The sequence below is a fragment of the Hohaiivirga grylli genome (genome assembly GCF_039655745.1).
In the GTDB taxonomy this organism is placed as follows: domain Bacteria; phylum Pseudomonadota; class Alphaproteobacteria; order Rhizobiales; family Beijerinckiaceae; genus Hohaiivirga; species Hohaiivirga grylli.
In genome coordinates, this window is sequence record NZ_JBBYXI010000003.1 from 413137 (window position 1) to 427929 (window position 14793).

Sequence of the window (14793 nt, forward strand, 5' to 3'; positions counted from 1 at the left end):
GTAATATCCCTGCCTGTACGATTATATCCGTGTAGTCTTAAGCGTAAAGGTTGCTGATCGCAAAGTATTCTATCTGCTATTTTTGGCCGCCGTCATGCCTGAAACTCCAATTCAGCTGTATGAGAGGTTGATGCTGTGAGCTATTCTATAGAAGAGCCGCATTGACCAATAATATCCTTGCTAAAATCTCTTTCCAAAGCTTCCTCAACGAGACTGAAAAGGCGCATGTCATGTGCAGGTTTTAAGGTACCTCCAATGTTACGGAGGTAAATCTCTTCAACTGTCCAGTCATCGCCGCCCCGGATGAGTGCATAACCTTCCAGTGCACTGGCAATTGTGGGAAGAATACAGAGATCGCTAAAGAAAAATCTCTCAATTGTCACTTAAATATGCCTATTATTTTATATGAAGCATATTAGCATGACTTAGTAAAAAGTCAATTCAAATATTAGGTGTTGCATAACATTTTATTTTTGAACCATTATGATTTTATGGATTGAGAGGATGTTTTCTTTCTGGAATTCAATTTCTTTAGGTGGGTTGAACTGCTCAACAATCACTTTCGACGGCGTGCTGGAAACGTAGCGCTTTATAAAGCCATATGGAGGCTCTTCCTCAGAGGTTGAGTGGACCTGAATAATAATGTCATCACCACGTCTTGGGGCGCGATTAGGGTGGACCCATACTGTTTGTCCGGGGGAAAATACAGGCTCCATTGATTCTCCAACAACGTATACTGCGTAAAGATTAGGAGCGTTTTCATAGCCGGGTGGGCAAAATACAGTATCAATCAATTGTCCATTCATTTCAAAGCGTCCATCTTCTCCGCCAACAGCGAGACCGTAAACGGGGATTCTTTTTCTAGGAATTGGGGGAATGTCGAATGGTTCACTGAATTCTGATGGGGTGGGTATGTTATTTTTCTTATGTGCATCAGGTGCCATACCATAAGTGGGAAGGGATCCATCGCCTAGCAATGTGGATACCGTTACGCCCAAAAGACGGGCCAATGGTTCCAGTTTTGATAGTTCTGGTTTGGTGTCATCGCTTTCCCAAAGGGAGACGGATCCAGGTTTGATGCCGAAGTATTGGGCGACATCTGCCTGAGTTAGGTTTTTAGCCTTACGGGCCTGTCTAATTCTTTGTCCAAGTGTGCTCATGTTGGATACCTTAAGAAAATTAAGTTAAGTTTGCACTTGACTTAAAATTAAGTTTAACCTAACATAATAATCATGGATACAGCAACTCAAAATTCTTCCGGTGCACGCCGGTTTCAATACGTAACTGATGATATGTTACATCGCGGTATTTATGGTGGTCGGGTTTTTGATAAGAACCTGTACCGGTGTGTCGAATGTGAAAGTGGAATTTCTTACACATATTCAGTGAGAATTCGTCAGGATATTCCTACCAAACCGCGATGTTTCAAGTGCTGCCTAGTTTCTGACCGTAAAGGAGAATCTCATGGAATGTCATATGGAAAAATCAACAAAGAACAAAACAAGAACGAATTGTCTGCTGGCTGATAGGGTTTTTGGAGAGAAGCCAATGAAACTTCCTTCTTTAGGTGATCTTGTGTTTGAAAGAAAAAAGGGTAAAGGAGTGGATGTTACAGCTCTCATTTGTGGAGATCCACCAAAAGGGCGTTCTGCCTATGATTTGTTAAGTAGGAAGGTGCAAGATCCATTTAAAGGTTACGTAATGGAAGAATATATTTTTATTTAGGATTTTTTTTCTAAGCAAAAAATTCTAAATAAACAATATAATTTAATTATTATTATTCATTGCTGGAAAATAAACCTAATTTCAATAGATTGCATTCTTCAATCAAGAAGAGTCTTGCAATGAAAAACATAAGTAAAAAAATTTTACATCGTTCTTCTAAGTCTGCGCAGAAGGCAGGTATGCATGCTGTTACAACTTTGGAAAGATTGTATGGGCTGCCTGATAAGGCAGGGTTACTACAGAAAGCGGTTGTGTCAGAACTTGAGCGGGCAGGTTTTTCAGTTTGTACTGAAGAGCAGGTCTCAAAATTACAGCAAAGACGTACGGGTCGTCTGGATGTCTTGGCTGTATACCGTGGTGGAACTGTTGCAATTGAGCTTGATGCAAGATCTCCGCGGCAGAAATCTATTGAGAAGTTATTACAGTTTGATGCTTTCAGGATTATTGGCCTGCGAAATATTTCAATGCCACCTCCGATTGGCATTGACGCTGTCGTCGCTTTGCATGTCGGCCAAGATTATGAAGAAGAATTCAGCCGTTTTGTGGCGGCATATCCAAGACAAATGAGTGCCGATGAACAGAAAGCGGTTCTGTCTGTCTTCATGAGTAAGCTTCGTATTGGGCGTGATGCAAACCAGATCATTCTGGGAGCAAGACGATATGCCCAGCAGTGTACGCTTAAAGATAATGAATTGGCAGCTGAAATCATTCCAGCTGTAGAATGGCTTAAAGAAGAGCTGTGGGGATAGGCTTCTGCGTATTCCCAGCTCTGGAAGCAAGGGGATACGCATGAATACAATGATCCGAAAAGTAAAAAATACTTCGGAAAAATTAGGCTATGGCCGGGATGGTTGCTTTAATGCTGTCAATATGCTGGTCGATGACCCTTATGAGCAGGGCGTAAAACATAAGGCAAGGATCAATACCAAGCATGATGTTCTTCTACATTGGAAGGCTCGCAAACGTATTGATGATGCACAGTTCATTGCAGGGCAAAGATTGCAAAATATCTGGTATCAGACAGGTGTAGGGCAGATCAGCACAATTCGTTATGATCATGAACGTGTTGATACTTCTGCAACCGGTGGGCATTTTTCGGAACATGCAGCTGATGCTGGTCTGGAGCTTAGAAAGATTGCCGCTTTTCTTGGGCAGTTTGATTTTAAACTATTGGTCAGAATCATATGCCAGGGCCGTAAAATAGAAGATGAAGCTCAGGATATAGGCGGACGTGAACCGCAGCTATATGTTGCTCGACGAGTGCGTGATGCCTTGGATTATCTGGCGGATTACTGGGGAACGCGTGGAAGCTTGGAACGTTTTTGTACTCGACAGGAGCAAATGCCACTATCCTGAAATTCTGAGTTGTTTCGAATAAAAAAAGGGCCCAGATTACTGGGCCTTTTCTGTAAATCATTGATATTTAATAAGAACAAAAAAAGATCAAAAAAAGAACAAATAGTGATTGACATGTCAGGTGGTATGGGGTATAAAGACTATGCTACCAAAAATGGATAGCAAATCACCCGCCGAAACTGACGGCGAGTTTTTTATTACGGTGATATTTTATTACAGGTCATGAACCAGTCTTGGTTCGTGGCCTTTTTTGTTTCCTTATTTCATGAAGTTATTAAAGGGTGCGGCTTAATTTTATTGAGAAATGGAAAGGCTTTTATGAGGCCGGATGACCAGACGCAAACTGGATATTGTTTCTCAACGGTGTGCCAGCCCTAGGTGTGACGATGGCAAAACTGAAGAACCAGCGTCATGAGCGATTTGCTCAGGCGCTTGCAATGGACTGGGGGGCTGAAGAAGCATTTCGCCTTGCCGGTTACAAGGAGAAGGGAACTGCAGCAGAAAAACGACTATCTGATCTACAAAATGATCAAAGTATTTTGGAGCGCATTCACGAAATCAGTTCCGGTGTTACGCAGAACAATTCTGTAACAATTGCAATGCTGACAGAAGGCTTACTTCGCATTGCCAGAGAATGCGAAGCTTCAGAAGCGGCAACGGCTAAGAATGTTGCTCGTGGGGCCTATATGGACATCGCAAAGCTAAATGGCTTTGTGAAGGAACGGGTTGAAAGCAAGAATACCAATCGGACGATAACCGATAAGCCATTAAATGATGAAGAATGGGCTCAGAAATATGCCACAGAATAGCTATATCTGGCGTCCGCAGAGTGGGCCGCAAAAGGCTCTTGTCGATTGTCCTTATCCGGAAATTTTCTTTGGTGGGGCACGCGGTGGCGGTAAGACAGATGGTGTCTTGGGGAAGTGGGCACTGAAAGAAAGGCTTTATGGAGCTGATTTCAATGCTGTTATGTTCCGCAGAACAACCGTTTCATCTGAAGATGCCATCAGTCGATCACGACAGATATTCAAGCCACTTGGTGGTGTGTTTAATGAAAGCCGTAAAATCTGGACAATGCCGAATGGTGGCAAGATAGGGTTTTCCTATCTTGATAGCGCAGGAGATGCGCAGGAATATCAGGGACGTAATCTTTCTGATGTCTGGGTTGAAGAGGTGGGGCAGTACCCTGATCCGGCCGCGATTGATCGGCTTTTTGGTTTGTTACGATCTGCCAACGGTGTGCCTGTTCAGATGATCCTGACCGGTAACCCTGGCGGGCCGGGTCAACACTGGATTGCCAATCGATACCAGCTTGTGCCGTTTCCTGAAAAACCTCAGGTGATTGAGCGTAAGCTGGCGAATGGGGCTATCCATCGAATGGCAGTTATTCCATCCCGTATTACGGATAACCGTATCTTGATGAATGCGGACCCCGGTTATGTGGACCGATTGCATATGGTGGGTTCGGAAGAGTTAGTAAAAGCATGGTTGCAAGGAGATTGGGGCGCTGTTGAAGGCGCCTTTTTTGATTGCTGGGATAGTGAACAACATATCCTGCAACCGTTTTCCATTCCCGAGCACTGGTTGCGTTTTCGCTCCGGTGACTGGGGAACAGCCAAGCCATTCTCGATTGGCTGGTGGTGTGTTGTGGGAGAGGATACGGTGATGAATGGCCGTTTCCTGCCCCGCGGCGCCATCGTTCGTTATCGGGAATGGTATGGCTGCCAAAAGAATAAGCCCAATACCGGGCTGAAGTTATCTGCTGCTGAAGTTGCGCGCCAGATTGCGCAGCTGGAGGCCGGAGAGAGCGTTGCTTATGGCGTTCTCGATGATGCCTGTTTTGCCAATACAGGCGGGCCAACCATTGCTGAAACCATGGCTGAAAATGGCGTTGATTGGCAGCCAACAGGCAATAAAACACGTATTTCACGCAATGGAATACTGGGTGGGTGGGACTTGATCCGTGCCCGTCTTCGCGGAAATGCCGATGGGCACCCGATGATGTTTGTATTTTCAAACTGTCGGGATTTTATCAGGACCGTTCCTGTACTCCAGCATGATCCGCTGAAGCCGGAGGACCTCGATACCGAGGCTGAAGACCATATTGCGGATGAAGCGCGCTATGCGTGCACGTCCCGCCCATGGGTACGGAGTAAGAATGATCAGCATCTAAACGTTCCGCAACCGCCTGATATCGACCGCTGGATTAGTGGTGATGGTAGCTCGTGGCGGCTTTGAGATAACCAAATAATTTAGAGATCGATTAATGTATAGACGTCAATTTATGGACTACCTGATGGCGGGTGGTCGTCTTCAACCTGCGCAGGGAAATACAACAGGAACTAATATTTTATCGGAGGCTGAACGTCAGGCTTTAGCAGCTCAACAGGAGGCCGTCAGTCGTTATGCATTGATGCGAAATATGCCGGGAGCTATGCCGACTAAGGCTGATGAGATTACGGACCTTGGAGAACTTGACTACTCAAAGATCGCTTACCCTAAAGTGAATAAAGAGGTTGTTGATGAACCTGAAGATAGTAATTTAATTAATTATAAAGCCTTTCCAAATGGTTATGGAGGGGAATGGGTACTCGGAGAGAAGCGCAGATTTGGAAATACTGAGGTTGAGCCACCAAGCTTTGCTTTTGGTATTAAGCCAGATACTAAGGAAATAGATGTTGGCAATGGAAATATTATCAAATTTCATAGTGTACACGCTCCTGCAAAGCTGAAGGTAGGAACGAGTAAGACTAATTTATACTCACATAAGACCGAGAATAGCTCGTCTGAGGGTGGGGTAGAGAATAATTTGGGAGATATTGGGGCTGAAGTTAATGGCGGGTTTGTGACCTATAATGGTTTCCCTGTTGGTGCTCGAGGAGATGTGAGCTTTGGTGCGACCGTAGACTCCAAAATTCCAATGAGAACCAAAATAAAAGTACCGCATGCTGTAACTGATTTCTTTTTCCCAGATGGTAATAGTGATTTTTCAATTGGCCTAGACGGAGCACTAATTCTTTCAGGTGGGTCAGGAGGCGCTCTGGGAGGGCACGTAGGATTAAACGACAGAAACAAGGTTGCAATCGGTGGTAGGGTTAAAGCCTCCGATGGCGTTGGCACAGGTGCAGAATTTGAAGCTTCAATAGAACCTGAAGAATATGAATTAACGCCAGAACGTATTGAACGACGCTTGGATAAGCCTCGTCGTGATATGAAGCATATTAATGATCCTGAGCTTTTTGAATATGATGAGGCTGAAGGTTTATATCGCTCTGGTCTCATCAGCAAAGAAGATGCACACCAGATAAAAAATAATGCAATTCAGCGTTATCTCAAAAGAATAAACTAACTGAAGCGAAAATTAATGACATCTACAGTTGATACTATTCTCGATGATGCTGTCGGGACGTTTGAGGGCGAGACGCGCCTGTCTATATTGAAATCCCTGTTTAATGAATGCCGTAACTCAACGGAGATTGCGCGTCGGGAAGCTCAGAGGGATATTGATTATTATCATGACATTCAATGGACTGATGCGGAGCTGAAAGAGCTTGCACGGCGCCGGCAGCCACCGGTGACGATGAATGTCATCAAAGACAAGATTGAAAGCATTTGTGGCGTTGAGGAGCAATCTGATACTAGTCCGAAGGCTTGGGCCAGAACGCCAAATAGTGAGCAGGCAGCTGAAGTTGCGACAGATACGTTGCGATATGTCTGTGACGGCGAACGTTTTGCGAAGCATCGAATTGATGTTTTGCGGGATATGCTGATTGCAGGTACAGGCGGCGCAATTGTTGAGGTTGTGCCGAACAAGCTTGGCTCATTTGATATTAAAATTCGCAAACTGCGTTGGGAAACACTGGTTTATGACCCATTTTCCCGCGAGACGGATTTCTCTGATGCACGTTATCTGGGTTCAGCCATCTGGATGAACTCTGAAGATGTTATTGCCATGTATGGTGAGGCATCACGAGAGGCGGTAGAGGGTGCATTGGATGACAGTGGCCTTGCCGAAGATGGTGGTGAGAGCTATTCAGACAGGCCAATTGGTAGTGTCTGGTCTGATAGAAAACGCAACCGTGTTCTGATCGTTGAGCTTTATCATATTGAAGCTGGCATCTGGATGCATTCGATCTTTACGGGTGCAGGTGTTATCTCATCGCAGGAATCGCCTTATCGTAATGCCGATGGTGAGCCGACGTGCCCGATTGAACTGGCATCAGCTTATGTCAACCGTGATAATGAGCGTTACGGTGTTGTGCGTTCAATGCTCTCGGCTCAGGATGAGATTAATCATCGTCGCTCAAAAATGTTACATCTGCTCAATACGCGCCAGACTTATCGCAAAGAAGGTTCTATTGCGGCGAACGACCCGCAGACTTTGCGCCGTGAGCTGAACAAGCCTGATGGTGATATTGTCCTGGCCCGTACGGCAGAGTGGGGTAAGGATATTGGTATTATTCCAACATCTACCGAGTTTGCCGGGCAGGCTGAGCTTCTCAATGATGCACGCCGCTTCATTGATAAACAGGGGGCCAATAACGCTCTTATGGGGCGCGGAAGTGAGCACCAGTCTGGTCGCGCTATTCTCGCTCAGCAGCAGGCCGGATTACAGACGCTTGCGACGTTGTTTTCTGGCTATAATGACTGGATTTTACGTATTTATCGTCAGATATGGGCGAGGGCCCGCCAATTCTGGCAGGCACCTATGTGGGTTCGCGTAACGGATGACATTGGTTCGCCCAAGTTTATTCAGATCAACGAACCTGTTGTTGATGCCATTGGGACACCCCTGATTAACCCACAGACAGGGTTACCGATCATGCGCAACCGCATTGCGAAGATGGATGTTGATCTGATCGTTGATCGTGTTGTGGCCTCTGCCAACTTGCAGGATGAGATGTTTAAGGAGCTCATCTCTCTCGTTAAAGCCAGTGGGCTTGGCGCAACACCGCAGGTGTTGTCAGCATTGATTGCTTCATCGCCCGTACGGGCGCAGGTAAAACGGCAATTGATGCAGGCCATTCAGGTGCAAGGACAACCTGATCCGCAACAGCAGCAGCTGGTTTTGCGAAAGGCTCTGGCAGAAATTGCCAAGGAGGAGGCCTATGCAATGAAGTACGGCGCTTCTGCTATGAAAGATCAGGCAGAGGCAAGAAAAACCATGCTCAAGAATGTGCCAGACGAACTGGACGTTGCAGTACTGATGCAGCAGTTACAAGCTTTTCAGGCTGCGCAAAATGACAAGATTGAACAGTCGATTTTAGCTAACGAGAGCTAAGCATCAGAGTAGAGAAAATACCTGCTGAAAATACTTAGAATTAAATGAAGCCGCTGACGAGCGGCTTTTTTTATGCGGTGCAGCCGACCGCCAGATAACGGGCTCTACGAGTTGCGGATACTCGTCCATATTCGCACCCGATGCCGGGGACCGGGCATTACGCAAGACCGCGAGAAAGTCAACATGACAGAGAATATGACAGCAGCTGACATGGGATCAGATAGTTATAACCAGTTTGAAGAAAACACCTCTCATAATCCGGAAGGAATGGAGGAGTTTGAAGCTGAAGATACGTTATCTGAAGCGGTTGCTGACGATGAGAATACTGAAGGGGTAAAGACAGTGCCTTTAGCAACATTTCTGGAAATGAGAAATGAAGTCAAGGCCAGCCGCGCAGAAGCTGAGGAACTCAGACGTATTCTCGTCAGTGTGCAGCAAGAGGGTGTTAAACCTCCAGATCCAGTAACGGATCCGGTTGCATACCAGCAACACATGGAAATGCAGCGAATACAACAGCAGCAACAGCAAGAAGCTTTGGAGGCTCAGCAGCATTTAGGTTTTATTGAAAGCAGCCTCGAAAGTGCCAAGGAGCATCTTGGACAAGACTTTGAAGCAGCTTACGAAATGGCCAGAGCCAACCCCCAGGTTGCCAAGTATATTCTCTGTCACCCTAATCCTGGTGGGGCTCTTGTTGAGTTCCACAAACAGTTGCAGCGTAACGGTGTGTTAGAGCGTTATCCAACAGGAGTTCTGGCGGATGACTGGCTGCTTGAACAATCCGATCGTCCGAACAAAAGATCGAACGGTCCAATTTCCTATCAAAAATCTCACCTCGCAGCTCCCCCGCCATCTCTTGCTGGCGCACGGGGCGGAAATGCAAGCGTTATGGCGCCTGTTCTTTCCGATGACCCGATTGATGACATCCTGAAATAGATGCGGAGGGGCTGTATGGAGCTTTATATATATGACAACAATTGATTTGAATTCTGAGCTTGCAGTCAAGCGCTGGTCACGTGATGCGTATCGTGAATATGTGCGCCAGTCCGGCTTCAAGAATTTTATGGGTAAAAACCAGAACAGCGTTATTCATCTGCGTTCGCAATCTAAGAACGAGACGGGTGACACTATTAACATCCCTCTGCTTGCCAAACTAAAAGGTGAGCCAAAGCGTGGTTCTCAGCCTATTGAAGGCAATGAGAAGGGGATGGCAAATTATAACTTCCGTGTCGGTATTGACTGGGTTGGTGAAGGTGTTGCCGTTTCCAATTCTGATCAGTTTCGTACAGTTGTTGATCTGCTGAACTCTGGTCGTTCAGGCCTCGTCAACTTTATGGCGGAAATTACACGTAATGATATCATTGATGCCCTGAACTCAAAGAATGGTATCCGTGATGTTACGGGCATCAATGGGTATCTTCCTGCTTCTGCAAGTATTCGTAATGCCTGGACTGCCGCAAACTCTGATCGTGTTCTCTTTGGTAATACGCAGGATAATTATAACCCAACTTTCTCTACTGCGCTGGCTAATGTTGATACGGCATTGACGAAGGCAACAGTTCAGAATGCGCGGATGATGGCCCGCACAGCCCGCCGCATCATTCGTCCATCTACCGTTGAAGAGCGGAATGGTATGAGCGGTAAAGGGGGCAATATTGTTGAATGTTATGTCATGTTTGTCGGTGCGAAGACATTCATGAATCTGAAGCAGGATCCTGAGGTCCGGGATGATCTGCGTTATGCCATGGATCGTGGTAACAGCAACCCGATTTTCCGTCCGGATGATCTGATGATTGATAACATCATTATCCGTGAGATTCCGGAAATTACTGAGCGTTGCATTATCCGTGGTGCTGGGGCCGATGGTAAAGATGTCGAGCCATATTACCTGTGTGGTGCACAGGCCATTGCTTATGCGATTGGTAAAGAGGCAACCTTTAAGACGGATGCCCGCGATTATGGCCACATTAACGGTGTTGCCGTTCGTGAACTTCGTGGCATTGAAAAAACCGTATTTACCGGCCCACTTGATGAGAGCACCTCCCAGATCGACCATGGCATGCTGACGGGCTATGTATTGGCCTAATGCAGATCTGTGCGGCGGGGCGGCAATGTTGCCGCCCCGGATTATTTCTACTCAATCTGGAGTGAATGCCTTTTGAGCATTTTTCTCTGATAAAATTCCAAGGAAAATATATGATTAATGCAAATCAGGGCGTCAGTGCTACGGATGCTGCTGGCCATGGGCTTGGTGGTGATCTGAAATGTGCAACCTCAACATTTACATTTGATACCAATCTCACAGTTGGCCAGTCTGTTGCGATGCTTGCAGTACCAGCTGGTGCGCGCATCATTGATGCAAGAATTGCTGCTGAAGGTTTTACTGATGGCACATTCAATCTCGGTGATGCAGAGGTACCAGCACGTTTTGCTGATGGGGTTGTGCCTGCTTCCAGCCTTACAAAGAACAGCTTCCATTTATACCGCAAGAGTACAGTTTTGAAGCTGACAGCCAAGACTGCACCTACAGCGAAGAATGGGGTGCTGAAGCTTGCCGTTTTTTACATTGTAGACGGTGTATCCCCACGCGACATGTAAAAGTCGGGGTTTGATAACCCAAACCCCAGTTTGGAATCTATCTGGAGGGTAATCTGACTTCTACACTCCAGATATCAAAAATAGTTATACGCTGAGGGATACGATGAGTTTTTCGAAAGCAACACTTATTGAACAGGCTTTGAATAATCTGGGTGTCCTTGGAGCAGGTCAACCCGTAGAAGCCGAAGATTATGCCAAACTGGATCGTATTTTGAAAAGTACGGTTGCGGTTCTGGCGGCTCAGAAGATTATATATCTTGAAGCAGAGTACGATGCTGACGAATTCCCTGATGAGCTGCTTTTACCTCTTGCTCAAATCTTGGCAAGTAACGCAGCTTCTGCCTATCAGCTGGGTGGAAGTGATGTAATGGCAGCTCGCCAGATTGCTCTTGAAGCTGAATTTAATATTCGTGCGATGTCTGAGACAGAACGTGGCTCCCAACCAACACCAGCACTGTATTTCTGATGACAATTATTCCATTTCCAACTTCCTCACGCCCTGGATCACATCCGGTTCTGGGACAGGGAAGGCTTGTCAATGCTCATGCGGTACGTGAGGGAGACAAGGTATACTGGCGCCGTGTTGCTGGAATGAAGATCTTTGCAGATCCGTTAAATTTCTCTGGTCTGTACCATGGGCCGAGAGGTTTGTTTCAGTTAAATAATGATGTGCTCTGGATTTTCAAAGACAGGGCAGCCCGGGTTGATTATCAAGGTAAGACTACTCTTCTCAGTGGGGAAGTGAATGGTGCTGTTCCCGCAACGGTCGCGAGAAATAATCGAGAAGACACAGATTATGTCATTGTTTCCAATAACACTGCGTACATGATCTCTGGGAACACTGTCGTTGAATATGATGCGAAAGGTGGAAGTGTTGGTTCTCCGAATGATGTATCCATGTTAGATGGCTATTTCCTGTTCACGTACCAAGATGGCACAGTTATCGCGTCAGAGCTAAACTCAACAGAGATCAACAGTCTTTCAAGCTGGAGGGCCGAGTCTACACCTGATAAGCTTTTACGTGGAATGGTTTCCGGGCAATTGTTTTATGCTTTTGGAACTGCGTCGATTGAAGTTCTGCAAGATGTTGGGACAGCTCCTTTTCCGCTTGCCAGACAGGCGGTTATTCCGGTTGGTTTGATTGGTAAGTGGGCAGTAGCTGGTGGTGCCGTTGAAGGTTGGGACAGAGACTTATTATTCGTCGCTCAGGACGGTACTGTCAGGCTTCTCTCCGGATATCAGACGCAGACCGTTTCCATCCCGGATGTTACGAGAGATATCCGGTCTGTTGCTGACAAGGATACATTGATTGCATCTGTCTATGTGATGGGAGAGAACGCCTTCTGGTCATTATCTTCGCCCAACTGGACATGGGAATATAATGTTACAACAGGAGAGTGGCATCAAAGAAAATCCAATCGCAAGCAACGCTGGCGAGCTGCTTATTCTGTCTATGTACAGGGTAAGTGGATTGTGGGTGACACAGAAAGTGGAAAGCTCTTTGAACTTTCTGATCGTATTCTCACGGAGGATACTGAACCTCTTGTATTTGAGGTTGAGAGCGATGCTGTCAAAGGCTTCCCATCCAGGGTTCAATGTCGGAGAGCTGATTTTGATTTAAACGTTGGCTATGGACGGGAAATAGGCCTTGATCCGGTTGAAACAGAACCACTGATAGAAATTTCATGGTCTGATGATGGTGGGGTTTCGTGGTCGAACCCATTACATCGCCGATTAGGCCGAGAAGGTCAGTACCAGACACTCACTTCTGTTTTGAATACAGGTATGTCAGCAGCACAGGGAAGAAAGTGGAAGTTGCGTGTTTCTGACCCAGTTCCGGTAACTTTAGCCGGAGGGGTTCAGGAAGCAAAGGTAGGGCTTTACTGATGACCGAAAAGCGACTGCCACCCTTATTGCCGCCTCAAACCAGAATTGTGGATGATCAGGGGCGAATGACCAAAGAATTTTATGACTATCTGCTTCGGCTAAATGCAAAGCTGGAGCAATCAGATGCTGGTTTAAAACAGCGGAAAGAGGTTTCTGAAAATGGCTAGTATTTTTTCAGGTAAAGGGGGTCGGCAGGCCTCTATGGAGGAAAACAAGCAGCTTATGACTGGCCTTAAGGGAGCTGGTGAAGCACTCGAATTAGGTAAGAATATTGCTGCAAATTATTTAAATAAGAACCAGGGTATTTATGAGAATGCTTATAATAATGCTCAGGGACTTCTCGATAGCGCCTATGGTTCTGCCCAGAGCCAGCTAAAAGGAGCTGCTGATACTTATAATCCATTTTATAATACGGGTATGCAGGCAAATACTGCTTATGCCAATGCGATGGGACTTAACGGTGCCGAGGGTTATGCTCAGGCAATGCAGGACTTTCGTACCGGTCCAGGCTATCAGTTTATGATGGACCAGGGAGTTGATGCTCTTAACAGATCTGCTGCAGCACGTGGAAGTCTCGCATCCGGGAATAACACCGTTGATATTCTAAAGTATGCGCAGGGAACCGCAGATCAGACTTACAGTAACTATCTGTCTAATCTGAATAATATGACTAACACGGGAATGCAGGCTGCAAATGGTATTGCAAATGCTAATCAAGGGTTGGCATCTCTTGCAATGAATTATGGCAACCAGGGGGCTCAGCTGGCTCAAGGCTTAGGAGACAGACTTGGGGGCCTCAATAGCGCTCTTGCCAATAATGAGCTTGGGTTTTCGCAACAGCTTGCTCAAAATACGCTCAATGTATCTGATAAAATGGCGGAGAATACCGGGCAAGGGTATATGGCCGGGCAGCAGGCTGCATCAAATAGATTTGGGGCTATTATGGGTGGGATTCAAACAGGTGCCAGTATTCTTGGTGCAATGATGCTTTAAGGAGTTGCAATGGGTAAGTATTCTACAGAGGTTGATACTTTTAAGATGACCAGCGGTTTGTTTGACTCTTTTATGAAAGGGGCAAATTTTTCCCGGGGAATTAAACAACAAAACTTAGATAATGATTTCCGTGAGCGTGATCTGCAGGCACGAATAGCTCGCAAAATGAATAATGACAGCCAGATTCAACCTACAAATGTACAACGCATATACGTGAATCCTAACTCAGAATATCTTAATAATTGGCGCAGATTCTAACTTTGAAAAGGGATTTATTGCTTAGAATTCTTTTCGCAACCCTAGGTCGTTTTGTTTTCGTATTTATTCTACTTTTTAGTGCTGCTGGGAATTTTTATTGGCTTGAAGGTTGGCTTTTTTTACTGATTTATACTTTGCCTTCTGGTTTTAGCCTGACATTACTGCACCATAAAAATCCCGAACTTGTTTATGAGCGTTTAAATCCTGAGAAGGGGCAGATCAAAGAAGACAGGATTATCTCATGGATTATTCTGATATTGCTTAACATCTGGATTGCTATTCTTGGTTTTGATGGAGGACGTTTTCAATTAGGTGTCCTTCCAGAATGGACAAAATATATTGGATTTTCTTTTTTGGTGTTATCGCAGGCTCTTATTCATATTAGTCTGAAACATAATCCATTTGCTTCAACTGTAGTACGGTTTCAGACAGAAAGAGAGCAAAGGATAATCAGAACAGGGCCATACAAGTATATACGCCATCCAATTTATCTTTTTAATATTCTGTTGCTTCTTGGCGGAAGCTTTTTAATCCAATCTGTAATTGGATTAGCTCTTATTTCTTTGTTTTTTATAATATTTTGCCTTCGAATTAGGTTCGAAGAAGAATTCTTAATTATGAATTTTGATGCTTATTTTAAATATAGGCAAGAAGTTAAGTGTAAGATCATCCCATTTTTATATTGAATTGAGTTTTTA

General features: G+C 45.4%; 18 protein-coding genes. 16 read left to right on the forward strand and 2 right to left on the reverse strand.

Features of this window, described 5'->3' with window-relative positions:
• Positions 1–140: 140 nt before the first annotated feature.
• Both WJT86_RS10040 and WJT86_RS10045 read right to left on the reverse strand, forming a co-directional pair.
• Positions 141–383 (reverse strand): hypothetical protein, encoded by a 243-nt coding sequence (locus tag WJT86_RS10040; protein ID WP_346337426.1) that lies wholly within the window; start codon positions 381–383, stop codon positions 141–143.
• A gap of 84 nt (positions 384–467) precedes the next feature.
• Complete coding sequence (locus tag WJT86_RS10045; RefSeq protein ID WP_346337427.1) at positions 468–1160, reverse strand: XRE family transcriptional regulator; 693 nt, start codon at positions 1158–1160, stop codon at positions 468–470.
• Positions 1161–1476: 316 nt separating this feature from the next.
• On the opposite strand from WJT86_RS10045, the gene WJT86_RS10050 reads away from it, so the two are divergent.
• The 16 genes from WJT86_RS10050 (at position 1477) to WJT86_RS10125 (ending at position 14781) form a co-directional block, all read left to right on the forward strand.
• Positions 1477–1725: a hypothetical protein gene (locus WJT86_RS10050; protein WP_346337428.1), complete on the forward strand. Its 249-nt coding sequence runs from the start codon at positions 1477–1479 to the stop codon at positions 1723–1725.
• A 119-nt stretch (positions 1726–1844) separates the two neighbouring features.
• Positions 1845–2474, forward strand: a complete 630-nt coding sequence (locus WJT86_RS10055; protein WP_346337429.1) for a hypothetical protein — start codon at positions 1845–1847, stop codon at positions 2472–2474.
• A gap of 40 nt (positions 2475–2514) precedes the next feature.
• Positions 2515–3081 (forward strand): hypothetical protein, encoded by a 567-nt coding sequence (locus tag WJT86_RS10060; RefSeq protein WP_346337430.1) that lies wholly within the window; start codon positions 2515–2517, stop codon positions 3079–3081.
• A 386-nt stretch (positions 3082–3467) separates the two neighbouring features.
• Positions 3468–3890, forward strand: a complete 423-nt coding sequence (locus WJT86_RS10065; protein WP_346337431.1) for a hypothetical protein — start codon at positions 3468–3470, stop codon at positions 3888–3890.
• On the forward strand, positions 3877–5319 hold the full coding sequence (locus WJT86_RS10070) for a phage terminase large subunit (RefSeq protein WP_346337432.1): 1443 nt from the start codon (positions 3877–3879) through the stop codon (positions 5317–5319). The genes WJT86_RS10065 and WJT86_RS10070 overlap by 14 nt, the downstream gene beginning before the upstream one ends.
• Positions 5320–5377: 58 nt before the next feature.
• Entirely contained in the window at positions 5378–6430 is a 1053-nt protein-coding gene (locus WJT86_RS10075; RefSeq protein ID WP_346337433.1) for a hypothetical protein, read from the forward strand.
• 15 nt (positions 6431–6445) lie between these two features.
• Positions 6446–8362, forward strand: a complete 1917-nt coding sequence (locus WJT86_RS10080) for a portal protein (protein ID WP_346337434.1) — start codon at positions 6446–6448, stop codon at positions 8360–8362.
• 72 nt (positions 8363–8434) lie between these two features.
• Positions 8435–9295 (forward strand): hypothetical protein, encoded by an 861-nt coding sequence (locus WJT86_RS10085; protein ID WP_346337435.1) that lies wholly within the window; start codon positions 8435–8437, stop codon positions 9293–9295.
• Between the two features lie 31 nt (positions 9296–9326).
• Entirely contained in the window at positions 9327–10445 is a 1119-nt protein-coding gene (locus WJT86_RS10090; protein WP_346337436.1) for a phage capsid family protein, read from the forward strand.
• 110 nt (positions 10446–10555) lie between these two features.
• Positions 10556–10957, forward strand: coding sequence for a hypothetical protein (locus tag WJT86_RS10095; protein WP_346337437.1), 402 nt, complete (start codon positions 10556–10558; stop codon positions 10955–10957).
• A gap of 103 nt (positions 10958–11060) precedes the next feature.
• On the forward strand, positions 11061–11423 hold the full coding sequence (locus WJT86_RS10100) for a hypothetical protein (RefSeq protein ID WP_346337438.1): 363 nt from the start codon (positions 11061–11063) through the stop codon (positions 11421–11423).
• Positions 11423–12844 carry a hypothetical protein gene (locus tag WJT86_RS10105; protein WP_346337439.1) on the forward strand — a complete coding sequence of 474 codons (1422 nt, stop codon included), beginning with the start codon at positions 11423–11425 and terminating at the stop codon, positions 12842–12844. Before WJT86_RS10100 ends, WJT86_RS10105 begins: the two co-directional genes overlap by 1 nt.
• On the forward strand, positions 12844–13011 hold the full coding sequence (locus tag WJT86_RS10110) for a hypothetical protein (RefSeq protein WP_346337440.1): 168 nt from the start codon (positions 12844–12846) through the stop codon (positions 13009–13011). The genes WJT86_RS10105 and WJT86_RS10110 overlap by 1 nt, the downstream gene beginning before the upstream one ends.
• Entirely contained in the window at positions 13004–13837 is an 834-nt protein-coding gene (locus WJT86_RS10115; protein WP_346337441.1) for a hypothetical protein, read from the forward strand. Before WJT86_RS10110 ends, WJT86_RS10115 begins: the two co-directional genes overlap by 8 nt.
• Positions 13838–13846: 9 nt before the next feature.
• Positions 13847–14095 (forward strand): hypothetical protein, encoded by a 249-nt coding sequence (locus tag WJT86_RS10120; protein WP_346337442.1) that lies wholly within the window; start codon positions 13847–13849, stop codon positions 14093–14095.
• Positions 14080–14781, forward strand: coding sequence for a methyltransferase family protein (locus WJT86_RS10125; protein ID WP_346337443.1), 702 nt, complete (start codon positions 14080–14082; stop codon positions 14779–14781). The genes WJT86_RS10120 and WJT86_RS10125 overlap by 16 nt, the downstream gene beginning before the upstream one ends.
• The last annotated feature ends 12 nt before the right edge of the window (positions 14782–14793 follow it).

Coding starts and splice junctions, on each gene's coding strand:
- WJT86_RS10095 (WP_346337437.1), top strand. CDS start 10,556: ATGATTAATGCAAATCAGGGCGTCAGTGCTACGGATGCTGCTGGCCAT.
- WJT86_RS10100 (WP_346337438.1), top strand. CDS start 11,061: ATGAGTTTTTCGAAAGCAACACTTATTGAACAGGCTTTGAATAATCTG.
- WJT86_RS10050 (WP_346337428.1), top strand. CDS start 1,477: ATGGAAAAATCAACAAAGAACAAAACAAGAACGAATTGTCTGCTGGCT.
- WJT86_RS10105 (WP_346337439.1), top strand. CDS start 11,423: ATGACAATTATTCCATTTCCAACTTCCTCACGCCCTGGATCACATCCG.
- WJT86_RS10090 (WP_346337436.1), top strand. CDS start 9,327: ATGACAACAATTGATTTGAATTCTGAGCTTGCAGTCAAGCGCTGGTCA.
- WJT86_RS10110 (WP_346337440.1), top strand. CDS start 12,844: ATGACCGAAAAGCGACTGCCACCCTTATTGCCGCCTCAAACCAGAATT.
- WJT86_RS10085 (WP_346337435.1), top strand. CDS start 8,435: ATGCGGTGCAGCCGACCGCCAGATAACGGGCTCTACGAGTTGCGGATA.
- WJT86_RS10075 (WP_346337433.1), top strand. CDS start 5,378: ATGGCGGGTGGTCGTCTTCAACCTGCGCAGGGAAATACAACAGGAACT.
- WJT86_RS10045 (WP_346337427.1), bottom strand. CDS start 1,160: ATGAGCACACTTGGACAAAGAATTAGACAGGCCCGTAAGGCTAAAAAC.
- WJT86_RS10065 (WP_346337431.1), top strand. CDS start 3,468: ATGGCAAAACTGAAGAACCAGCGTCATGAGCGATTTGCTCAGGCGCTT.
- WJT86_RS10060 (WP_346337430.1), top strand. CDS start 2,515: ATGAATACAATGATCCGAAAAGTAAAAAATACTTCGGAAAAATTAGGC.
- WJT86_RS10080 (WP_346337434.1), top strand. CDS start 6,446: ATGACATCTACAGTTGATACTATTCTCGATGATGCTGTCGGGACGTTT.
- WJT86_RS10120 (WP_346337442.1), top strand. CDS start 13,847: ATGGGTAAGTATTCTACAGAGGTTGATACTTTTAAGATGACCAGCGGT.
- WJT86_RS10115 (WP_346337441.1), top strand. CDS start 13,004: ATGGCTAGTATTTTTTCAGGTAAAGGGGGTCGGCAGGCCTCTATGGAG.
- WJT86_RS10055 (WP_346337429.1), top strand. CDS start 1,845: ATGAAAAACATAAGTAAAAAAATTTTACATCGTTCTTCTAAGTCTGCG.
- WJT86_RS10070 (WP_346337432.1), top strand. CDS start 3,877: ATGCCACAGAATAGCTATATCTGGCGTCCGCAGAGTGGGCCGCAAAAG.